Raw genomic sequence first — 19922 nt, forward strand, 5'->3', positions numbered from 1 at the left:
GGCTCGCTCCCTATCCATGCTGCAATTGGACGAGCAGCGCACGCAGCGTCGCTTCGAAGCCAGAGGAAGGGTAACGAAGGTCGACGCCGCCGGATCCGGCCAGTCCCAAACGAATGAGGCGCGAGCCGAACCCGGCGCGCTTGGAGTGCGCGGGGGCCACAGGTGGCGGGCCGCCCCGCTCGACCCAGTCGAGCACGACCTCACGCTCCCCGATGCCGTCATCGAGGCGCCACGTCACGGCGACCCGCCCGTCGGGGACCGACAAGGCCCCGTATTTGGCGGCGTTGGTCGCCAATTCGTGCAGCAGGAGCGAGACCGAGAGCGTCGCGCGCGGCCCGAGATCGAAATCGGGGCCCGTGACCGTGATGCGGTCGCCATGCCCCGCAGCGCCGAGGACCGCATGGACGACCTCGCGGACCGGGGCGCTCGTCCATGTCTTGTGGAGGAGCACGTTGTGGGCGGTCGACAGCGCGTGGATGCGCCGCTCGAAGGCCTCCACAGGAGCGCGGTCGGGGACACCGCGAAGGGTCTGCGTGGCGATCGACAGCACCATCGCGAGCATGTTCTTCAGGCGATGCGAGATCTCCTCGTTGAGGATGCGCTGCTGCTCCTCGGCCTCGAGCCGGGCAACGCCCGACTCCAGACGCTCGGCGACGTTGCGCACGAAGGCCAGGGTTTCCGGCGACCATCGGCGGGGCTTGTCGTCCTGCACGATGAACACCGCCACCGTGCGTCCCCGCTCGCGAACCGGCATGTTCACGAGCGCGCCGATGCCGACGTCGAGCATCAGCCGGGGATCCGAGGACGTTCTCGGATCGGTTCGCACGTCCTCGATGACCAGCGGCTCGCCGCGCCGAAGGTGCTCGCGGATGTCGCCGAAATCGGCGTAGCGGTGCCGCCCGGCGATGCTGGCGACGCCCGGTGCGGTCCAGCCCTCCTCGATGTCGACGAATTCAACGTCGCCGTCGATATGGCCATAGCCGGCCCGCGTGACGCCGAGGGTCGTGCCGACGATCTCGGCGGCGGCCTGGATCATCTCCGGGGCCTCCGTCAGGTCGCGGAACCGGTCGCCGAGGCTCAGCAGGGCCGTACGCCGCGCCTCGGCCTGGACCCGGTCGGTGACTTCGAGGAAGGTGACGGCGAAGCGGTCGGCGCCGATGGCGAAGGCGCGGCCCTCGTACCAGCGGTCGAGCGTCCCGACCCGCCGCAGGAACTCGCGCGGTTCCGCGCTCTCCACCACCTGTGCGAACTCATTGACCCAGGCGTCCTCGATACCGGGGAAGACCTCGCGGATGGTCCGGCCGGCAACCTGGTTCACGTCGATGCCGACGAGGTCGCCCCAGGCACGGTTGACCTCGACGTAGCGCCAGTCGGTCACCTGTCCGGCCTCGCGGATGACCTCGCCGACGATGAAGCCCTCGCACAGCCGCTCGAACAGGCTGCGCCAGTAGGCCCGGCTCTCGGCGAGGGCGTCCTCGCCGTCGAGGCGCTCGTGGACCGCCGCCATCAGGCGGGCGAGCGTCTCGAAGAACGCCACGGTCTCGCGGTCGAAGGCGGCCACCCGCGTCGAGGCGAAGGCGATGACCGCGCAGAGTTCGCCCCGGCTGACGATGGGGAACCCGGCATAGGCGTCGAGGCCGTTGCCGCGGGCCGCCTCCCATCGCGGATCGAGACTGGCCTGCAACCCGCTGAGGATCAGGGGCTGGCGGGTCTCCGCGACGATGCCGCAGAGCGGAGTCCCGAACGGCAGGCGCTTCAGGCGCTCGCGCCCGTCCGGAGAGATGTTGACCGCGTGGGTCAGGCGCAGGTGCTGCCGGTCCGGCGTTACGTCGTAGAGGCAGGCCCGGTCGAACCCGAGGGCGTCGGCCCCGTCCCTCAGAATGGGTTCGAGGACCGCGGAGGGGTCGTCGGCGGTGAGCAGGGCCGTGGAGGCGGTGGCGATGACGTCGAGCCGGTGCGCCCGCCGCAGCTCGGCGGCCTGGAACGCAAGGACCTGATCGCGTTCGTCCACGGCCCGGCGCATCTGCAGCTGGGTGACGACCTGGGCCGCCAGGATGCGCAGGTCCTCCTGCTGCTCCGGGGTCAGCCCCTGGGGCCGGGGCACCGTGTCGATGACGCAGAGCGAGCCGAGCACCTGCCCGTCGGGCGCGCGCAGGGGCGCCCCGGCGTAGAACCGGATGAACGGCTCCCCAGTGACGAGGGGGTTGTCGGCCGTGCGCGGGTCGGCCGCGAGGTCGGGCACGATCAGCAGGTCCGGCTCGGCCAGCGCGTACTTGCAGACCGAGCGCTCGAGGTCGGTCTCGCACGAAGGAAAACCGATCCGTGCCTTGAACCACTGGCGGTCGGCGGCCACGAAGCTGACGAGGGCGACCGGGGTCAGGCACAGCCGGGTCGCCAGCCGCACGATGCCGTCGAAGGCGGCCTCGGGCGGGGTGTCGAGGATGCCGTAGGCCTTGAGCGCGGCGAGACGCAGGTCGGCGGCGATGAGATGCTCGACGCCTTCCATGTCGATCACGGTCATGCGGAAATGGCCCCGTGCGTCGCCAGGGGATCGGGCGCGCCGTCGGGGTCGAGCGCGACGAGGGTTCCGGCCGGCGTGAAGGTCGCGCCGAGGACGAGGGCGAAGTGCTCCTGCACCCGGCGATGGCATTCGCAGGACGCCGCCTGCAGAGCCGGCCGGTCGCGGACCGTGATCCTGGCCCGGCCCATCTCGATAAGCCCCTGGGCCTGGAGCCGGTTGAGGATGCCGCTGAGATAGGTCCGGCGCACCCCGAGCATCTCCGCCAGCATGTCCTGGGTGACCGGCAGGACATCGGTGGCGAGCCGGTCGTGCAGGGCGAGCACCCAGCGCGCGCACCGCTGTTCGATGGGATGGGCGGCATTGCAGGCGACGGACTGGACCACCTGCGCGAGGAGGCAGTCGGCGTAGCGCACGAGGGCGTTGCGGATCGGCAGCGAGGTGCGCTTGGCCGCCTGCATCCGCGCCGCGTCCAGCCGCACCGCTGCCCCGCCCATCTGAACGACGGCGCGGTTGAAGGCCGGGAGGTAGCCCTGGCTCACAACGCCGCCGAGCGCCCCCTCCCGACCGACGGTCGCGGTCTCGATGGTGCGGCCCTCCTCCAGCGGCACGATCAGGGAGACCACCGTCCCGTCGAGCGGGAAGATCATCGCGGTGACCTCGTCCCCCGGCTCGAACAGGACGTCGCCGCGCACCAGTGTGACCACCTCCGCATGGGGGAGAAGCCTCGACCGTTCGACGGGTGGCAGCGAGCGGAGCAGGAGGTTCCGCTCCAGCGGGGACGGTGAGTTCGGCGGCATCGGTCGCGGCAGGCTGGCGCTACGAGCCGGCATAGCCCAGCTTGGCCGCCGCGTCCGTTCAAGAGTGAACACTTCCCGCTAAAATGATGGCCGGCGGACGCGAGGTCTCGACATGACGGATTGCCGCGGTCGTTCACGGTCGGCGCAGCGTCCTGCAGGTGGCCGCGCCGACCGCGACGGTCCGAGGGTTGAACCCCGGCACCGCCCGATCGGGTGCCCGTGCCCCTCGCCCTGTCGGATCAGCAATGAGGCATCCGCAGGATCCGCCCGGCTCCGTGCGGGCCGGAAGCGGATCGGCCGCGGATCGGCCGCCCGGATCCGGTGCGGCCGGCGATCCCTCAGATGGCCCGCAAGCGGAACCGAGAGGTCGGAAAGCCGACCTTCGGTTCGGCCATCCATCGATCAGCTGTGTGCCAGCACCGCGAGCAGCAGCAGGGCGATGATGTTGGTGATCTTGATCGCCGGGTTCACCGCCGGACCGGCGGTGTCCTTGTAGGGGTCGCCCACCGTGTCGCCGGTCACCGCCGCCTTGTGGGCCTCGGAGCCCTTGCCGCCGTGGTGGCCGTCCTCGATGTACTTCTTGGCGTTGTCCCAGGCGCCGCCGCCCGACGTCATCGAGATCGCCACGTAGAGTCCGGTGAGGATCACGCCGAGCAGGCTCGCCCCCACCGTGGCGAAGGCCTGGCTCTTTCCGGCGATCAGCTGGATCACGAAGAACAGCACAACCGGCGACAGCACCGGCAGGAGCGAGGGGACGATCATCTCCTTGATCGCCGCGCGGGTCAGCATGTCCACCGCCCGTCCGTAATCCGGCCGGTCGGTGCCCTGCATGATCCCGGGCTTCTCCCGGAACTGGCGCCGGACCTCCTCCACCACCGCGCCCGCCGCGCGCCCGACCGCCGTCATGGCGATGCCGGCGAACAGGAACGGGATCAGGCCGCCGAGCAGCAGGCCGACCACGACGTAGGGGTTGGACAGGGAGAAATCGACGCTGACGCCCTGGAAGAAGCGGTACTGCGTCGGGCTCGCATTGGCGATGAAGTAGTTCAGGTCCGACGTGTAGGCGGCAAACAGAACCAGCGCGCCGAGGCCCGCCGAGCCGATGGCGTAGCCCTTGGTCACCGCCTTGGTGGTGTTGCCGACCGCGTCGAGGGCGTCCGTGGACTTGCGCACCTCCGCGGGCAGGCCCGCCATCTCGGCGATGCCGCCGGCATTGTCGGTGACCGGCCCGAAGGCGTCGAGCGCCACGATGAAGCCCGCCAGCGCCAGCATGGCGGTGACCGCGATGGCGATGCCGAACAGGCCGGCGAGCGCGTAGGTGCTGATGATGCCGGCCACGATCACGATGGCCGGCAGCGCGGTCGATTCCAGCGAGATCGCCAGCCCCTGGATCACGTTGGTGCCGTGGCCGGTCACCGACGCGTCGGCGATCGACTTCACCGGGCGGAAGTTGGTGCCCGTGTAGTACTCGGTGATCACCACGATCAGCGCCGTGATGGCGAGCCCGATCACCGCGCATCCGAACAGGCCGCCCGACGTGAAGGTGACGCCCGTGGAGGTGGTGAAGGTCGTCGAGAAGCCCCCGAGCAGGGTCATGTTGACCGCCGCGATCGCCCCGATCGACAGAACGCCCGCGGCGATCAGGCCCTTGTAAAGGGCACCCATGATCGACTGGTTGGCCCCGAGCCGCACCGCGTAGGTGCCGGCGATGGAGGTGAGGATGCAGGCCGAGCCGATGGCCAGCGGGTACAGCATCATCGGCTCGAGGACGTCGCGGCCGCTTCCCGTGGGACCGGAGAAGAAGATCGCGGCCAGCACCATCGTGGCGACGACCGTCACCGCGTAGGTCTCGAACAGGTCGGCCGCCATGCCGGCGCAGTCGCCGACATTGTCGCCGACATTGTCGGCGATGGTGGCGGGGTTGCGCGGATCGTCCTCCGGGATGCCGGCCTCGACCTTGCCGACGAGGTCGCCGCCGACATCGGCGCCCTTGGTGAAGATGCCGCCGCCCAGCCGGGCGAAGATCGAGATCAGCGAGGCGCCGAAGCCCAGGGCGACGAGCGCGTCGATCACCTCGCGGCTCGACGGGTCGAGATGGGCGCCGCGGGTGAGGAACAAGTAGTAGAGGGCGACGCCAAGGAGCGCGAGGCCCGCCACCAGCATGCCGGTCACCGCCCCCGACTTGAAGGCGACGTCGAGGCCGCCGCCCAGCGAGGTGGAGGCGGCCTGGGCCGTGCGGACATTGGCCCGGACCGAGACGTTCATGCCGATGAAGCCCGCCGCCCCCGACAGCACGGCGCCGATTAGGAAGCCGACCGCGACCTTGATCCCGAGGAAGACGGCGAGGAGGACGAACAGGACGACGCCGACGAGGCCGATCGTCGTGTATTGCCGCCGGAGATAGGCCTGCGCGCCCTCGGCGATGGCGGCGGCGATCTCCTGCATGCGCTGCGTGCCGGCATCGCGCCGCATCACGTCGAGGATCGTGACGATGCCGTAGGCGACGGCGCAGAGCCCGCCCACGATGATCAGAAGCAAGGGAATCATTCGACCGTCCTTGTCATTATCGTGCCTGGCGTGGGCTTGTGATTGTCGAGCTTGACCGCCGGACGACGGCCATGGGACGCGGTGCTCGGATTCGGGGCTTTCCTTCCCAGAACAATACCTTGATTGCCAAACTTCGCCGGTGAGCGCAAACGCCGCGTGGGAGAATACGCTCAGGCCTCGGATCTCATGCGCCCGCGCGCGCGGTCCTCGCAGGCCCACGATTTCGCATTATTTTGCATTGCCCGGCGGCATGGGGGCGATGGCAACCGGGCATCGCCGCAGCCGCGGGCTGAGCCGGCGGTCGATTAACGTTCTTTTAACGCTCCGGTATTCTATTTTTAGTTGTACTCTGACGGGGCTCGCGATGAGCAGTGACCACGCCGCCAAGCTGGCGGCCACGCTTGAGGTGTTGCGCGGTGCAGTCGGCTTCCTGATCGCCGAACGGGTCGCGGCGCAACCGGTGGCGATCCAGGATGACCTGATCTCCGCGCTGCAGGACGCCCTCTCCCAGACGCCCGGCATGGGCCGGGATCCGGTGAGCCCTTGGATTCCGGTCGTCGCGGCGGACATGATCGACGAGGTCCGTCGTCAGATCGGGCATCCGGCCGGAGCCGCGGCCAGCCGCGGCGCCGCACGATCCGGGCCGGCTCAGATCTCAGAAGTGGCTGAAGGACCCAGCCGCGAATACGCGCTCGGCGCCATCGCGCATTTCGAAGCGCGGCGGGCCGTCGCCTGATGTGACGGTGCCGATGGCCGAGACGGTGAGACCGGCGGCGGCCGCCTCGGCCTGGAAGGCCGCGACATTCTCCGGCGCAACGGTACAGAGGATCTCGTAATCGTCGCCACCGGTCAGGACCGCGTCGATCAGCGCGGGCTCGGCCGCGCAGGCGCGCCGGGCGGCATCCGAGAGCGGCAGGGCGGCGGCCGCGACCCGGGCGCCGCGACCCGCGCCCAGCATCTTGGCGAGATCGCCCGCGAGGCCGTCGGACACGTCCATGGCCGCCGAGGCGTAGCGGCGGACCGCCGGCGCCGCGGCGAGCCGCGGGCGCGGATGCAGGTAGCGGTCGGCGAGTTCGGCCTGGAGCGCCGGGTCCAGCCCGGCGACCCAGGGCGCCGTGGGCTCCAGGCGGAGCCGCAGGCCGAGGGCGGCGTCGCCGATCGTGCCGGTGACGCAGATCCGGTCGCCGACCCGGGCGGTGGTGCGGCGGACGATGGCGCCGGTCGGCACCTCGCCGAACAGGCTCACCGAGATCAGCGCCGGGCCACCGGAGCGTACCGTGTCGCCGCCGAGGAGCGGACAGCCGGCCTCCGCCGCCGCCGCGCCGAGCCCCGCCGCGAAGCCGTCGAGCCAAGCCTCCGTCCAGTCATCGGGGAGCGCCAGGGTGAGCAGGAAGCCGCGCGGGACCGCGCCCTTGGCGGCGATGTCGGAGAGGTTCACGCCGAGGGCCTTCCGGGCGATCGAAGCCGGCGGATCCTCCGCGAAGTAGTGGATCCCCGCCACCACGGCATCGGTGGTGAGGACGAGGTCGTGGCCCGGCGTGGGCGTCAGCGTGGCGGCGTCGTCCCGCAGCCCGTGGGCGCCCGGCCCCGCGAGGGGGGCGAAGTAGCGGGCGATCAGCCCCTCCTCGGAAGCACGGGCCGACCCGGCCAAGGCTCAGGCCTTCCCGGCGGGCGGCTTTCCGGCGGATGGCTTTCCGGAGGACGGTTTGCCGACGGACGATTTACCGGGAAGCGGCTTCGACGAGCCCGGCTTGCCGGACGCCTTCTGAGCCCCGACCTCCCCCGGCCGGACCTCCCGGGCGAGCCGGTCGAGCACGGCATTGACGAGGCCGGGCTCGTCGGCCGTGTAGAAGCTGTGGGCCACGTCGACATATTCCGAGATCGCCGCGGCCGCCGGCACGTCGCGGCGGAACATCAGCTCGTAGGCGCCCGCCCGCAGGATCGCCCGGAGCACGATCTCGATGCGCCGCAGCGGCCAGCCCTGGGCGAGGGCCTGATCGAGCTTCGGGTCGATGGCCCGCTGCTCCTCGACCGTGCCGCGCAGGAGGTCGCGGAAGAAGGCGGTCTCGGCCGGGGGATGGACGATCCCGTCGACCTCCTGGCCGATCCAGAAGGCCTCGAACTCGGCGAGCGCGTCGAGGACGCCCTTGCCGGAGATGTCCATCTCGTAGAGCGCCTGCACCACGGCGAGGCGGGCGCCGCTGCGCAGGCTGATCTTGGCGGGCTTGCCGGCGGGCTCGGCGCCCGTCTCCGGCTGGGTGTCGGTGGTCCCGGTCATGGGGGTATCCGTCATCGGGTGCGCGCGGCTTCGGCGGCGCGCTTCAAAGCGAGCACGCCGAGGGCAGCCTCGGCGGCACCGCCGCCCTTGTTCATCTCGGCGACCCGGGCACGGGCGAGGGCCTGCGCCTCGGTCTCGACCGTGAGGATGCCGTTGCCGAGGGGCACGCGGCGCTGCACCGACAGGTCCATGAGCGCCCGGGCGCTCTCGCCGGCGACGATGTCGTAGTGGCCGGTTTCGCCGCGGATGACGCAGCCCAGCGCCACCACCGCGTCGTAGGGCTCGGCGTCGAGCAGGATCGCCACGGCGGCGGGGATCTCCAGGGCGCCCGGAACGGTCACCACGATCGCCTGCGCGGAGGCGGCCGCGATGGCCGCGCGGGCCCCGGCGAGGAGTTCGTCGGCGATCGCGTCGTAGTAGCGCGCCTCGACAACGAGGATCCGGGCGCCGGCGAGGGCCGGGTCGGTGGGCTTGGGCGCCGAGTCGGCGCGGGTATGGGCGACCATGGCTCTCGTCCGGCCGGGTTTTCGGGAATGGGCGGGCGGCACGTCGGGCGCCCGCACGGGGAGGACGGTTAGACCGAAGCGGCCGGCGCCACAAGCGGTGCGGGATCTTGGCTCAGGCCTGGCCGCGCGAGCGGCGCCGAAGCCGGCCCCGCCAGCGGCGGCAGCGGAGGCGCCGCGGGCCCGCCCACCGGCAGGGCCGTGCGCGCGACGTTCATCGTCATGGCGAGGAGCGCGTAGTAGCCGTTGATGCCGGTGAGATCGATCGCCCCCTGCTCGCCGAAGCGCGCCACCAGGGCCGCGTAGGTCGCGTCGCTCACCGCGCGGTTGCGCATCAGCTCGGTCGAGAACGCGTAGGCCAGCGCCTCGTCGGCGCTCATCGTGTCGGGGCGGCGTCCTTCGGCGAGCGCCTGCGCGGTCTCGGGGGCGACCCCGGCCTTCAGGGCGATCGGGTGGTGGATGGCCCACTCCACCGGCTGGCTCCATTCCCGCGCGACCACCAGGATCGCGAACTCGCTGACCCGGAGCGGCAGGACGCTGCCGTAGCGCAGGTACTGGCCCATCCGGCTCGCGCACAGCATCAGCTCGGGGCTGCGCAGGAGCGGCACGAACGGCCCGAAGACCGGGACGCCGCGCTCGGCCTGGAACGCGGCCGCGGCCTCGGTCTGCGCCGGGGAAAGGCTGTCGGCCGGGATCTCCGGCATGCGCTCCGCGCTGGTCTGCCCGCTGGCCATGCGTTTCTCTCCCCTGCCTCGACCCCGACCCGCGGGGCGCTCTGGATTTCCGGCCCCCGTGCGCCTAGACCATTGAGGCTCACCGGCACGCACCGCGCCCGACCGGGCCGCGACCCCTGAACGCCAGCGAGGCTTACGGCTTTGGCCCTCCCCGTCAACGAACGCCGGCGCATCATGCTGCTCACGGGCGCGAGCCGGGGCATCGGTCACGCCACCGTCAAGCGCTTCTCGGCCGCGGGTTGGCGGGTGATCACCTGCTCGCGCCACGCCTTCCCGGAGAACTGCCCCTGGGAGATGGGGCCCGAGGACCACCTGCAGGTCGACCTCTCCGACGCGCAGGACACGGCCCGCGCCGTCGAGGAGGTGCGGGGCCGGCTCGCCGCCGAGGGCGGGGTTCTGCACGCGCTGGTCAACAATGCCGGCATCTCGCCGAAGGGGCCGGAGGGCGAGCGCCTCGGCGCCCTGGCCACCGAGTTCGACACGTGGCAGCGGGTGTTCCAGGTCAACCTGTTCGCCACGATCCTGCTGGCCCGGGGCCTGCGCGAGGAACTCGCCCGGGCCAAGGGCTCGGTCGTCAACGTGACGTCGATCGCAGGCTCGCGCGTCCATCCCTTCGCGGGGGCGGCCTACGGCACCTCCAAGGCGGCGCTCGCCGGCCTGACCCGCGAGATGGCCGCCGATTTCGGGCCGCTCGGCGTGCGGGTGAACGCGATCTCGCCGGGCGAGATCGACACGTCGATCCTGTCGCCCGGCACCGAGAAGCTCGTCGAGCAGATCCCGCAGCGCCGGCTGGGCACGCCGGACGAGGTCGCCAAGGCGATCTACTTCCTGTGCACCGAGGCCTCGTCCTACGTGAACGGCGCCGAACTCCACATCAACGGCGGCCAGCACGTTTGACCAGATCGGGCGCTTCCTCTGGCGCATCCGCGGGCACGACGGCCGCGCGCCGGCACCCGGCGCCGGGCCGCAGGCTGCGCGCCGTCGTCCTGGGCCTCATCGTGGGCGTCGCGCCCGTCGCGGGGGCGCGGGCCGAGCCCGGGATCCGGATCCTCGACCTGCCCTTCAAGGTGCGGGCACTGCGCGGCTCGCGCAGCGAGGCGGCGGTCTCGGTGGCGACCTCCGGGCTCCTGCCGATCACAGGCGCCAAGACCGGTCCGCAGACCGGCGGCCAACAGGCCGGCGACGAGGAGAGCGCGCCCATCGCCGTGGTCTGGGGCGACGAGGGCGGCGCCGTGCTCGCCCTCGCCGAGGGCCGCGTCACCGTGCGGCCGATCGGCAAGGAGGCCGTCGAGGGGCTGACCGCCGCCGAGACGCCGCGCGGGGCCCTGCCGGGCTCGCGCCGGACGCTCTCGGGACCCCTGAGCGCCTATCTCACCGGGCGCACCCGCGCCCCCGACGGCGGCGCGGCCGCCGCGGTCCTGACGATCCGCGAGCGCCAGCCGATGGCGGTCAGCACCGATCCGAAGCCCGTGCCCGTGGCCACCGTGACGGTGCCGGCGGGGGGCGAGGCGGTGTTCGCGCCCCTGCGGCCGCGCCTGCTGCGCCTCGGGGGCCGGCCGGCTCTCCTGGCGGCGACGCTGTCGGGCGCGGATGCCGGAGGGCTCGCGCTGATCGACCGGCCCGCCGGCGATCCGGGCGCGGCTTGGGCCGTCACCGCCCGCACGCCCGCCCAGCCGGGGCCACCGCTGAAGATCGTCGGCATCGCCGATTTCTCCGGGTCCGGCGAAAGCCAGGCCGCGACGGTCAGCGCCAAGGGCAGGCTCCAGCTCTGGACGCTCCGTCCCGACCGGATCGAGGCGGCCGGCGAGGCCGAGGGCTACGCGGCGGGCGACGGCGATTCGGATCTCGCCGTCACCACCTCGGCCGGTGGCGGCCCCGAACTCGTCCTGCCGGTGGCGGGCCGCCCGGAGATCGCCTTCGTGGCAGCCAAGGGCGGCCTGCGCGAGCGCGCGCGCGTGGCCCTGCCGGTTCCCGCCGAGACCGGCATCGTCGTCCTCGGCGAGGGCGCCGCGGCGCGGCTGCTCGTCGGCCTCGCCGACGGCCGGGTGGCCGTCGTGGCACCCGATGGAGGCACGCCGTGAGTGCGGGCGCACCGGATTCCGACAGCCGCCTGTTCCCGGCGCGGCCCTTCGTGGGCGCGTCGATCGCGGTGATCCGCGGCGACCGCGTCCTTCTGGCGGCGCGGGCCAACGAGCCGATGCGCGGCGTCTGGACCCTGCCGGGCGGTCTCGTGGAAGCGGGGGAATCCCTGGCCGAGGCGGCCCTGCGCGAATTGTCCGAGGAGGTCGGCCTGCCCGCGGAGGTTGTCGGCGTGCTCGCGCCCACCGAGATCATTCTCCGGGACGAAGCCGGCCGCGCCCGACATCACTACGTCGTCCACCCGCACGCCGCCCTGTGGCGCGGCGGCGAACCCGTGGCCGGCCCCGAGGCGCTGGGGACCCGGTGGGCGACGCTCGCGGAGGTCGCGACCCTTCCGACCACCCCGGGACTGGTCGACACCCTGCGCGAGGCCTTCGCGCGCGTGGATGCACATGTGGATGCACATCCTGCGCGGACGGGCGGCGGGGAGGCGACGGCGTGAGGCGGCCGACGACGATCCTGTGCCTGCTGGCGCTCCTCACCGGCCTGGTCTCCGGGCCGGCCCTGGCCCAGCAGCGTTCCGGCCGAGGGGCCGCGCCTGCCAAGGAAACCGCCCGGGAAGCCGCGAAGGAGGCCCCCAAGGAGGCGAACGCCCCCGCGGACGTGCCCGCCCCCTACGACCGGGACCTGCTGCGCATGTCCGAGATCATCGGGGCCCTGGCCTTCCTGCGCAACCTCTGCGGAGCGCCGGATGCGTCCGACTGGCCGGCCCGCATGAAAGCCCTGATCGAGTCCGAGGGCGTGACCCCGGTCCGCCGCGACCGCCTGGCCGGCGCCTATAACCGCGGCTACCGCGGCTATGCGCTCACCTACCGGGTCTGCACGCCGGCGGCCCACGAGGCCGCCGCCCGGTACGTCGCCGAGGGCGACCGGCTGTCGCATGCCCTGGCCGGCCGTTTCGGAGGGTGATGCAGGCGCAACACACGCACCGGCGATGCCGGCGAAACATCGGATTTGAGCGCCCGTGTTAACCGATCCGAAATTCTCGGCTGGCCGAGCCGCCGGGACCCGCCTATCATCCATTGTGTCCGCCGGGCCCCGTGTCCGGCGCAATGGAAGTATCCGGCTATGCAGCACAGCTCTCACACCGCCCCCATCGAGGTCGATGTCGAGGAGAAACGCGTCGCGCTGAGTTACGTCTCGGAAGCGTTCGCGGAAGGCTGCCTCGATGGTCTCGACGGTGACTGCATGGCCCAGGCCGCCCTGTTCGCGGCGTTTCAGGAACTGGTGACCACGTACGGCGAGGAAGCCACCGCCCGGTACGCCGAAGGATTCCCGGAGCGCATCCGCGGGGGCGCCTTCACCACCACCCTGCAGCATTGAGCGTGTGAGCGCGGACGGTTGAGGCACGGGCGGTCAGCGACTACGTCCCGGGTCTGCGGTTCGGCGCGCCGGACCGCCCGCCGCCCGAGGAGCCGCCGCCCATGCCCGTTGCCCTGTTGCCGGACCGCGTCCTGGTCACCGTCGTGGGACCGGATGCCACGACGCTGCTCCAGGGCGTCCTGACCTGCAATGTCGAGACGCTCCAGCCCGGTGAGGCGCGCCTCGGCGCCCTGCTGACGCCGCAGGGCAAGATCCTGTTCGACTTCCTGGTCTCGCGGATTCCGGACGGCTTCCGGCTCGACGTGCAGGCCGACAAGGCTGCAGACCTCGCCAAGCGCCTGACGCTCTACCGTCTGCGCGCGCAGGCGACGATCGCCGCCGACCCGACCGTCGCGGTGGCGGCCGTCTGGGCCGGCGCCGTCCCGCCCGCGGCCGAGGCGGTAGCGGATTCCCGCGCGGCCGATCTCGGCGCCCGCCTCTACGCCGCCGCGGGCGCCTTCTCGACGGACGCGACGGAGGCCGATTACCACGCGCACCGGATCGCCCTCGGCGTGCCCGAAGGCGGACGCGACTACGCCTTCGGCGACGCCTTCCCGCACGAGGCGCTGATGGACCAGCTCGGCGGCGTCGACTTCCGCAAGGGCTGCTATGTCGGCCAGGAGGTGGTCTCGCGGATGCAGCACCGGGGCACGGCCCGGACCCGCATCCTGGCCGCAGCCTATCCCGACACCGCGCCCCAGCCCGGCACCGAGATCACGGCGGGCGGCAAGGGGCTCGGCACCACGGGCAGCGCCGCCGGAACCCGCGGCCTCGCCCTGGTCCGCATCGACCGCCTGGGCGACGCGCTGGCGGCCGGCGAGACCCCGCGGGCGGGCGAACGCCCCGTGACGCTGGAGCGCCCGGCCTACGCGACCTTCGCGATGCCGGATGTTGCGACGAGCGCGGCGGGCTGAGGCCGGATCGCATTCCGCGGGCGCCGCATACTCCGGGACAGGGGCCCCGCGTTACCGATCACAGCCCGATCCCGGGCATTCGCATCGGAGCACGATCAGCTTGCGCGTGGGGCGGCTTCCTGTGACCCCGGGGCGGCATGCCGGGATCGTTAGAGGTTCCCAGGAGCCGGCATCCTCCGGCCGGCATCCCAGGCCGGCCCGGGGTCGATCGGGAGCCGTCCCCGACCTTCTGCCCTGAAGCGGCTTCTCGCCTCCGGGCCGCAGCGACGGCCAGATCGGTCGCATGGGCGGGGACATCGAGGAGGACGACCATGACCTTCCAGGACGAGATCGCAGCGTTCTTCGCCAGCTACGTCGAGGCGTTCGCGCGCCGCGACGCCGATGCGTTGAGCGAGCTGTGGGAGCCGGTCGGACTGTTCCCGTCTTCGACCGGCAACTTCGCGTTGCCGAGGGAGGCATTTCGCGACCATTGCGTGACGCTCATGGACTTCTATCGCAAGCAGGGGGTCGTCCAGCCCTTGGGCGAACTCCGGTCGGCGGTGGAACTCTTCCCGAACGTCGCCCAGGCTCGGATGACCTATCGGATGCGGGGCGAGGGAGACGCACTCGTCGCCGAGTGGGACCACGTCTACATTCTGCGCCGCTCCGACCGCTGGCGCGTATCGTTGACGATCGCTGACGGTGAAATGGCGGCATGGGCCGCGCGAGGGGCGCAACTCTGATTTGCGAATGTCGGGCGCTCGACGCCACACAGGACGCCTGTTGCTCAGGCGCCTCGCGAGAAAGCGGAAGCGCTGACAATCTCGGAAGGGTCGCGAGCAGGCGCGACGGCGATGTCCATTCCGGTGCGTTTGCCGCTCTGGAGCGGAGCCTCGCACATCCACCCCTCGCCGACATACGCGCCTTTGCACCCGCGGCCGTCGTCGACATCATTTCGGAGGTTGCCGCCATAACTGATCTGATATGAGGTGCGCCCCTCGAAAGCTCGACATCGACGGGATTGCGACCACAAATGACTCAGAATCGGATCACCGTGGAAGCAACGGCTCCCGCACCCCTCGATGTCGCCTGGAAGGCCTATACATCGCCCGACCAGATCATGCAGTGGAACTTTGCCTCCGACGACTGGCATTGCCCAGCCGCAAGCGTCGATCTGAAGGAAGGTGGCAAGTTCACGTCCCGCATGGAGGCGAGGGACGGAAGCATGGGCTTCGATTTCGAGGGCACTTACACAAAGATTATTCCGAACACGCGAATCGAATATGCGTTTGGTGATCACAATGCGGTGGTCGAGTTCACCCCATCGGGCGAGCAAACGCACGTAAAGATTGCGTTCGATCCCGACGAACAAGTCCCCATCGATCACCAGCGCGACGGCTGGGCGGCGATTCTTGGAAACTTCTGCCAGCATGTCGGGAGGCGTTGAAGCCCGCCCAACGAGAACGACGACCGAGACCGCTGTCCGGCCGGAGCGGGCGTTTCCCTCCCGCCCCGACAACGCCAGTCCTGTGCCTTCCCTCTCATCCCTCGAGCGGACAGCCTGCAAGCGTTGAGGAGACCCTCCAGACGACCAGGAGAGGATGCTCGAAATCGAAGAGGACGATCTATCTCGCGAGCAGACACGCGCATTGCTGGCGCTTCATCGTGCAGGCCCGCACGCGTCCTCGCCGCCCGGCCACGTGTTCGCGTTCGATCTCTCAGGCTTGCACTCACCGGGCGTGACCGGGTTGACGTCGCAGAAGGCGCGCGCCGGCCCTGCGACCGGATCAATCCCCCATGCGTGAAGCCGGAGCGGAGCGCGCCGCGACAGCCGCTGCGCGTTCCCCATTCCGACGATGGCGTTCCGCTCCTGTTCTCGTTAACGTGGCGGGATGTCCGAGACTGGCCTGATCGACCATTCCGACGGCTGCCCCCGCTGCTGGTGGGCCGGCCTCGACCCGCTCTATGTCGCCTATCACGACACCGAATGGGGCGTGCCCGAGTATGACGGCCGGGCCCTCTACGAGAAGCTGATCCTCGACGGCTTCCAGGCCGGCCTGTCCTGGATCACCATCCTGCGCCGCCGGGACGGGTTTCGCGACGCCTTCGCGGGTTTCGATCCGGAGCGGATCGCCCGCTTCACCGAGGACGATGTCGCGCGGCTGATGGCCGACACCCGCATCATTCGCAACCGCGCCAAGATCCAGGGCACCATCGCGGGCGCCCGGGCTTGGCTGCGGATCGAGGACCAGGGCCCCGGCTTCTCGCGCTTCCTCTGGGATTTCGTCGACGGCCGGCCGATCCAGGGCAAAGCCCGGACCCGTGCGGGGATCGCCACCGAGTCGCCGGCCTCCCGGGCGATCGGGAAGGCCCTGAAGGCGGAAGGCTTCTCCTTCTGCGGGCCGACCATCGTGCACGCCTTCATGCAGGCGGTGGGCATGGTCAACGACCACCTCGTCGGCTGCCACCGGCACGGACCCTGCGCCGAACTGGGCCGGCCCCGATGAGCGAGCCGCCGCGCGCCTGGCAGCGCATGCTCTCCGGCCGGCGCCTCGACCTCCTCGATCCGGCGCCCGGGGACATCGAGATCGCCGACATCGCCCACGGCCTCGCCCGGGTCGCCCGCTGGAACGGCCAGACCCATGGGCCGCACGTCTTCTCGGTGGCCCAGCACAGCCTGCTGGTCGAGGCGGTGGGCCGCCATCTCGACGCCGCCTGCACCGATCCGGACGGGCTGGAACTCCTGCTGCACGACGCGCCGGAATATGTCGTGGGCGACATCATCTCACCCCTGAAGGACGCCCTCGGCGACGCCTATCGCGGCATCGAGCTGCGTCTGCTCGCCGCGGTGCGCCGCCGCTTCGGCCTGACCGCCCCGGTGCCGGCGCTCGCCCGTTTGGTGAAGCAGGCCGACCGGATCGCAGCCCATGTCGAGGCGGTGCGCCTCGCCGGTTTCGCCCGGGACGAGGCCGAACGCTATTTCGGCCCCGCCAGGGCGCTGCCCGAACCGGTGCTGGTCCTGGCCGAGCCGTGGCCGACCGCCGAGGCCGAGGCGCGGTTTCTCGCGCGATTCCACGCTCTGTGTCCGACCTGACGAATCTCCGCCCTCGATCCGTCACGATCGCAGGTCACTGGCGCCAGACCATGCCGACCCTCCACGTCTGTCCCCTCTCGCGTCTGCCCGAGACGGTCGCCGCCACCGATGCGAGCCACGTGCTCACGCTGATCAATGTCGGCACGCCGCTGGAGCGGCCGGCCGCGATTGCGGCGGAGAACCACGTCGTCATCGGGGTCAGCGACATCGCCGCGTCGCGCGACGGGCACGTTTTGCCGGCTGAAGAACATGTGGCCCGGGTGCTCGACTTCATTCGGGCCTGGCCACGGGAGAAGCCGCTCGTCATCCACTGCTATGCCGGGATCAGCCGGTCGACAGCCGCCGCCTATATCGCAGCCTGCGCGCTGGCGCCGGAGCGCGACGAGGCGGCGATCGCCGAGGCCCTGCGCGCAGCTTCGCCTTCGGCGACGCCCAACCCCCTGTTCGTGGCCATCGCCGACCGCATGCTCGGCCGCGACGGCCGCATGGTCGCGGCGATCGCGCGCATCGGTCGCGGCGCCGACGCCTTCGAGGGCACGCCGTTCAGCCTGGCGCTGGCGTGAGCCGAAGTGTGGCGCAAACGCCGCCGCGTGGCTCCAAAACGGTGCGGATCCGGCCAGCGGATTGGCCCCCCGGGTTGTGGGCACCGGGTTTCGCGCCGTACAACCACCCCCAAAGGAAGTATCTGGGATGAGTGCGAGCAGACCCGAGGGGGCCCCCGCCGCCGGCGACCTGCCCTTCGAGAAGGCGCTGGAACAGCTGGAGGAAATCGTTCGCCGGCTTGAGCGGGGCGACGTGCCCCTCGACGAATCGGTGGCGATCTATGAGCGCGGCGAGGTGCTGAAGAAGCATTGCGAGGCGCTGCTGAAGCGGGCCGAGGCCCGGATCCAGCGGATCACGCTGGGCTCCGATGGGCGGCCCGAGGGCGTTGCCCCACTCGACATGTCCTGAGGCTCGGCGGTCAAACCGATCCCATCCGTTAGAGGTTGATGCCGTGGCAATTACCCCCGAGCAGAGTGCGCTTCTCGATCGTGTCCCGAATCCTGCGGCGCTGCGGCGTCTTCCGGAATCGGATCTTCCGGCTGTTGCGGAGGCGGTGCGCGCCGAGATGATCGACGCGGTGTCGATCACCGGCGGCCATCTGGGCTCGGGGCTCGGCGTGGTCGAGCTGACGGTGGCGCTGCACCACGTGTTCGACACCCCCGACGACCGCATCGTCTGGGACGTCGGCCACCAGTGCTACCCGCACAAGATCCTGACCGAGCGCCGCGACCGCATCCGGACCCTGCGCCAGGGCGGGGGGCTGTCGGGCTTCACCAAGCGCAGCGAGAGCGTCTACGACCCGTTCGGCGCCGCCCATTCCTCGACCTCGATCTCGGCGGCGCTGGGCATGGCGGTCGCGCGCGACCTCGACAACGCCACCGCCAAGGTGAAGGGCCGCCCGCAGAAGCGCCGCAACGCCATCGCGGTGATCGGCGACGGCTCGATGTCGGCCGGCATGGCCTACGAGGCGCTCAACAATGCCGGCGCCCTGCACTCGCGCCTGATCGTCATCCTCAACGACAACGACATGTCGATCGCCCCGCCGGTGGGCGCCATGTCGGCCTATCTGGCGCGGCTGGCCTCGGGGGGCGCCTACCAGTCCCTGCGCGAGACCGCCAAGCAGCTCGGCAAGCTGCTGCCGAAGGCGCTCTACCAGCGCGCCGCGGCGGCCGAGGAATACGCCCGCTCGCTGGTGGTCGGCGGCGGCACGATGTTCGAGGAGATGGGCTTCCACTATGTCGGCCCGGTGGACGGGCACAATCTCGACCACCTGCTGCCGGTGCTCAAGAACGTCCGCGACGCCGAGCACGGCCCGATCCTGCTGCACGTCGTCACCCAGAAGGGCAAGGGCTACGCGCCGGCCGAGGCGAGCGCCGACCGCTACCACGGCGTGGTCAAGTTCGACGTGATCTCGGGCGTGCAGGCCAAGGCCAAGCCGAACGCGCCGGCCTACACGCGGGTGTTCGGCGAGAGCCTGATCAAGGCGGCGGATGCCGACGACAAGGTGGTGGCGATCACCGCCGCCATGCCGGGCGGCACGGGCATCGATCTTTTTGGGAAAGCCCACCCCGAAAAAACCTTCGACGTGGGCATCGCCGAGCAGCACGCGGTGACGTTCGCGGGCGGGCTGGCCACCGAGGGCTACCGGCCGTTCGTGGCGATCTACTCGACGTTCCTGCAGCGGGCCTACGACCAGGTGGTGCACGACGTGGCGCTGCAGAACCTGCCGGTGCGGTTCTGCCTGGACCGGGCGGGTCTGGTGGGCGCGGACGGGGCGACGCATGCCGGCGCGTTCGACCTGGCGTATCTGTGCTGCCTGCCGAACATGACCGTGATGGCGGCCTCCGACGAGGCCGAGCTGGTGCACATGGTGGCCACCGCCCACGCGCATGATTCGGGCCCGATCGCCCTGCGCTACCCGCGCGGCGAGGGCGTGGGCGTCGAGCTGCCGGAGCGGGGCGAGGTGCTGGCGATCGGCAAGGGCCGGGTGGTGCGCCGGGACGCGGAGGCGCGGGTGGCGATCCTCAGCCTGGGCACGCGGCTGGCCGAGGCCTCGAAGGCGGCGGACACGCTGTCCGAGCAGGGCGTGGCGGTGACGGTGGCGGATGCGCGGTTCGCCAAGCCGCTGGACGAGGCGCTGATCTTGGATCTGGCGCGGGACCACGAGGTCCTGCTGACGATCGAGGAGGGCTCGCGGGGCGGGTTCGGCGCGATGGTGCTGCACCTGCTGTCGGAGACGGGCGCGCTGGACGCGGGCGGGGTCCGGGTGCGGACGCTGACGCTGCCGGACACCTACCAGGACCACGACAGCCCCGAGAAGATGTACGCCGAGGCCGGCCTCGACGCCAAAGCCATCGTCAAGGCGGTCCTCGATGCCCTGCCGGCGGCGTCCGGCAAGGCGGAGCCGGCCAGCAACGTGGTGAGCGTGCGCCGCCGTCCCCGCTGATCGCGCGTTTCGCGACGGCGCTCCGCCCCGCGCACCGCGTCCGGAGGGGCCGGAGCAGAGCGCAG

General features: G+C 71.3%; 22 protein-coding genes. 15 read left to right on the plus strand and 7 right to left on the minus strand.

The window, feature by feature from the left end; all coding sequences use genetic code 11:
* Positions 1 to 10: 10 nt before the first annotated feature.
* The 3 genes from P9K36_RS22815 to P9K36_RS22825 all read right to left on the minus strand — a co-directional run bounded on the left by P9K36_RS22815 (position 11) and on the right by P9K36_RS22825 (position 5865).
* Positions 11 to 2521: a GAF domain-containing protein gene (locus P9K36_RS22815; RefSeq protein ID WP_274926712.1), complete on the minus strand. Its 2511-nt coding sequence runs from the start codon at positions 2519 to 2521 to the stop codon at positions 11 to 13.
* The gene (locus P9K36_RS22820) at positions 2518 to 3351 is read right to left on the minus strand and encodes a Crp/Fnr family transcriptional regulator (RefSeq protein ID WP_236961966.1); all 834 of its coding nucleotides are present in this window, start codon (positions 3349 to 3351) and stop codon (positions 2518 to 2520) included. The genes P9K36_RS22815 and P9K36_RS22820 overlap by 4 nt, the downstream gene beginning before the upstream one ends.
* Before the next feature lie 369 nt (positions 3352 to 3720).
* Positions 3721 to 5865, minus strand: coding sequence for a sodium-translocating pyrophosphatase (locus P9K36_RS22825; RefSeq protein ID WP_075380891.1), 2145 nt, complete (start codon positions 5863 to 5865; stop codon positions 3721 to 3723).
* Positions 5866 to 6124: 259 nt separating this feature from the next.
* Between P9K36_RS22825 and P9K36_RS22830 the strand changes: the two genes are divergently transcribed.
* Complete coding sequence (locus P9K36_RS22830; RefSeq protein ID WP_278306042.1) at positions 6125 to 6601, plus strand: hypothetical protein; 477 nt, start codon at positions 6125 to 6127, stop codon at positions 6599 to 6601.
* Here P9K36_RS22830 and thiL read toward each other — a convergent pair.
* From thiL to P9K36_RS22850, 4 genes are all read right to left on the minus strand, one after another.
* Entirely contained in the window at positions 6521 to 7516 is a 996-nt protein-coding gene (thiL, locus tag P9K36_RS22835) for a thiamine-phosphate kinase (protein ID WP_053609097.1), read from the minus strand. The two genes, P9K36_RS22830 and thiL, sit on opposite strands and share 81 nt — an antisense overlap.
* 3 nt (positions 7517 to 7519) lie before the next feature.
* Positions 7520 to 8143, minus strand: a complete 624-nt coding sequence (gene nusB, locus P9K36_RS22840; protein WP_051976213.1) for a transcription antitermination factor NusB — start codon at positions 8141 to 8143, stop codon at positions 7520 to 7522.
* An 11-nt stretch (positions 8144 to 8154) separates the two neighbouring features.
* Complete coding sequence (ribH, locus tag P9K36_RS22845; RefSeq protein ID WP_043348390.1) at positions 8155 to 8649, minus strand: 6,7-dimethyl-8-ribityllumazine synthase; 495 nt, start codon at positions 8647 to 8649, stop codon at positions 8155 to 8157.
* Positions 8650 to 8717: 68 nt separating this feature from the next.
* The gene (locus tag P9K36_RS22850; RefSeq protein ID WP_278306043.1) at positions 8718 to 9380 is read right to left on the minus strand and encodes a carboxymuconolactone decarboxylase family protein; all 663 of its coding nucleotides are present in this window, start codon (positions 9378 to 9380) and stop codon (positions 8718 to 8720) included.
* 174 nt (positions 9381 to 9554) lie between these two features.
* On the opposite strand from P9K36_RS22850, the gene P9K36_RS22855 reads away from it, so the two are divergent.
* From P9K36_RS22855 to dxs, 14 genes are all read left to right on the plus strand, one after another.
* Complete coding sequence (locus tag P9K36_RS22855; RefSeq protein WP_043348395.1) at positions 9555 to 10277, plus strand: SDR family oxidoreductase; 723 nt, start codon at positions 9555 to 9557, stop codon at positions 10275 to 10277.
* Between the two features lie 101 nt (positions 10278 to 10378).
* Positions 10379 to 11461 (plus strand): hypothetical protein, encoded by a 1083-nt coding sequence (locus tag P9K36_RS22860; RefSeq protein ID WP_278306044.1) that lies wholly within the window; start codon positions 10379 to 10381, stop codon positions 11459 to 11461.
* Positions 11458 to 11961 carry an NUDIX hydrolase gene (locus P9K36_RS22865; protein ID WP_043386459.1) on the plus strand — a complete coding sequence of 168 codons (504 nt, stop codon included), beginning with the start codon at positions 11458 to 11460 and terminating at the stop codon, positions 11959 to 11961. The genes P9K36_RS22860 and P9K36_RS22865 overlap by 4 nt, the downstream gene beginning before the upstream one ends.
* Positions 11958 to 12428: a TIGR02301 family protein gene (locus P9K36_RS22870; protein ID WP_043348384.1), complete on the plus strand. Its 471-nt coding sequence runs from the start codon at positions 11958 to 11960 to the stop codon at positions 12426 to 12428. The genes P9K36_RS22865 and P9K36_RS22870 overlap by 4 nt, the downstream gene beginning before the upstream one ends.
* Before the next feature lie 159 nt (positions 12429 to 12587).
* The gene (locus tag P9K36_RS22875) at positions 12588 to 12842 is read left to right on the plus strand and encodes a hypothetical protein (protein ID WP_012320917.1); all 255 of its coding nucleotides are present in this window, start codon (positions 12588 to 12590) and stop codon (positions 12840 to 12842) included.
* A 101-nt stretch (positions 12843 to 12943) separates the two neighbouring features.
* Positions 12944 to 13795 carry a folate-binding protein gene (locus tag P9K36_RS22880; protein ID WP_278306046.1) on the plus strand — a complete coding sequence of 284 codons (852 nt, stop codon included), beginning with the start codon at positions 12944 to 12946 and terminating at the stop codon, positions 13793 to 13795.
* Positions 13796 to 14106: 311 nt separating this feature from the next.
* On the plus strand, positions 14107 to 14517 hold the full coding sequence (locus P9K36_RS22885) for a DUF4440 domain-containing protein (protein WP_043386464.1): 411 nt from the start codon (positions 14107 to 14109) through the stop codon (positions 14515 to 14517).
* 290 nt (positions 14518 to 14807) lie between these two features.
* Positions 14808 to 15221: an SRPBCC domain-containing protein gene (locus tag P9K36_RS22890; RefSeq protein WP_278306047.1), complete on the plus strand. Its 414-nt coding sequence runs from the start codon at positions 14808 to 14810 to the stop codon at positions 15219 to 15221.
* Positions 15222 to 15375: 154 nt separating this feature from the next.
* Entirely contained in the window at positions 15376 to 15579 is a 204-nt protein-coding gene (locus tag P9K36_RS22895; RefSeq protein ID WP_199807260.1) for a hypothetical protein, read from the plus strand.
* 87 nt (positions 15580 to 15666) lie between these two features.
* Positions 15667 to 16281 (plus strand): DNA-3-methyladenine glycosylase I, encoded by a 615-nt coding sequence (locus P9K36_RS22900; RefSeq protein ID WP_278306048.1) that lies wholly within the window; start codon positions 15667 to 15669, stop codon positions 16279 to 16281.
* Complete coding sequence (locus P9K36_RS22905; protein WP_278306049.1) at positions 16278 to 16868, plus strand: hydrolase; 591 nt, start codon at positions 16278 to 16280, stop codon at positions 16866 to 16868. The genes P9K36_RS22900 and P9K36_RS22905 overlap by 4 nt, the downstream gene beginning before the upstream one ends.
* A gap of 50 nt (positions 16869 to 16918) precedes the next feature.
* A complete protein-coding gene (locus tag P9K36_RS22910) occupies positions 16919 to 17431 on the plus strand; it encodes a protein-tyrosine phosphatase family protein (RefSeq protein ID WP_043348372.1) in 513 nt (170 codons plus the stop codon).
* Between the two features lie 127 nt (positions 17432 to 17558).
* Complete coding sequence (locus P9K36_RS22915; RefSeq protein ID WP_043348369.1) at positions 17559 to 17819, plus strand: exodeoxyribonuclease VII small subunit; 261 nt, start codon at positions 17559 to 17561, stop codon at positions 17817 to 17819.
* A 43-nt stretch (positions 17820 to 17862) separates the two neighbouring features.
* Positions 17863 to 19857, plus strand: a complete 1995-nt coding sequence (dxs, locus tag P9K36_RS22920) for a 1-deoxy-D-xylulose-5-phosphate synthase (protein ID WP_278306050.1) — start codon at positions 17863 to 17865, stop codon at positions 19855 to 19857.
* The last annotated feature ends 65 nt before the right edge of the window (positions 19858 to 19922 follow it).

Origin of the sequence: Methylobacterium sp. 391_Methyba4, from assembly GCF_029691625.1 — a bacterium.
Lineage (GTDB): Bacteria > Pseudomonadota > Alphaproteobacteria > Rhizobiales > Beijerinckiaceae > Methylobacterium > Methylobacterium fujisawaense.

What these genes read in the sequence shown, in the direction of transcription:
- P9K36_RS22815 (WP_274926712.1), bottom strand. Translation starts at nt 2,521, where the DNA reads ATGACCGTGATCGACATGGAAGGCGTCGAGCATCTCATCGCCGCCGAC.
- P9K36_RS22820 (WP_236961966.1), bottom strand. Translation starts at nt 3,351, where the DNA reads ATGCCGGCTCGTAGCGCCAGCCTGCCGCGACCGATGCCGCCGAACTCA.
- P9K36_RS22825 (WP_075380891.1), bottom strand. Translation starts at nt 5,865, where the DNA reads ATGATTCCCTTGCTTCTGATCATCGTGGGCGGGCTCTGCGCCGTCGCC.
- P9K36_RS22830 (WP_278306042.1), top strand. Translation starts at nt 6,125, where the DNA reads ATGGCAACCGGGCATCGCCGCAGCCGCGGGCTGAGCCGGCGGTCGATT.
- nusB (WP_051976213.1), bottom strand. Translation starts at nt 8,143, where the DNA reads ATGACCGGGACCACCGACACCCAGCCGGAGACGGGCGCCGAGCCCGCC.
- ribH (WP_043348390.1), bottom strand. Translation starts at nt 8,649, where the DNA reads ATGGTCGCCCATACCCGCGCCGACTCGGCGCCCAAGCCCACCGACCCG.
- P9K36_RS22850 (WP_278306043.1), bottom strand. Translation starts at nt 9,380, where the DNA reads ATGGCCAGCGGGCAGACCAGCGCGGAGCGCATGCCGGAGATCCCGGCC.
- P9K36_RS22855 (WP_043348395.1), top strand. Translation starts at nt 9,555, where the DNA reads ATGCTGCTCACGGGCGCGAGCCGGGGCATCGGTCACGCCACCGTCAAG.
- P9K36_RS22875 (WP_012320917.1), top strand. Translation starts at nt 12,588, where the DNA reads ATGCAGCACAGCTCTCACACCGCCCCCATCGAGGTCGATGTCGAGGAG.
- P9K36_RS22880 (WP_278306046.1), top strand. Translation starts at nt 12,944, where the DNA reads ATGCCCGTTGCCCTGTTGCCGGACCGCGTCCTGGTCACCGTCGTGGGA.
- P9K36_RS22885 (WP_043386464.1), top strand. Translation starts at nt 14,107, where the DNA reads ATGACCTTCCAGGACGAGATCGCAGCGTTCTTCGCCAGCTACGTCGAG.
- P9K36_RS22890 (WP_278306047.1), top strand. Translation starts at nt 14,808, where the DNA reads ATGACTCAGAATCGGATCACCGTGGAAGCAACGGCTCCCGCACCCCTC.
- P9K36_RS22895 (WP_199807260.1), top strand. Translation starts at nt 15,376, where the DNA reads ATGCTCGAAATCGAAGAGGACGATCTATCTCGCGAGCAGACACGCGCA.
- P9K36_RS22900 (WP_278306048.1), top strand. Translation starts at nt 15,667, where the DNA reads ATGTCCGAGACTGGCCTGATCGACCATTCCGACGGCTGCCCCCGCTGC.
- P9K36_RS22905 (WP_278306049.1), top strand. Translation starts at nt 16,278, where the DNA reads ATGAGCGAGCCGCCGCGCGCCTGGCAGCGCATGCTCTCCGGCCGGCGC.
- P9K36_RS22910 (WP_043348372.1), top strand. Translation starts at nt 16,919, where the DNA reads ATGCCGACCCTCCACGTCTGTCCCCTCTCGCGTCTGCCCGAGACGGTC.
- P9K36_RS22915 (WP_043348369.1), top strand. Translation starts at nt 17,559, where the DNA reads ATGAGTGCGAGCAGACCCGAGGGGGCCCCCGCCGCCGGCGACCTGCCC.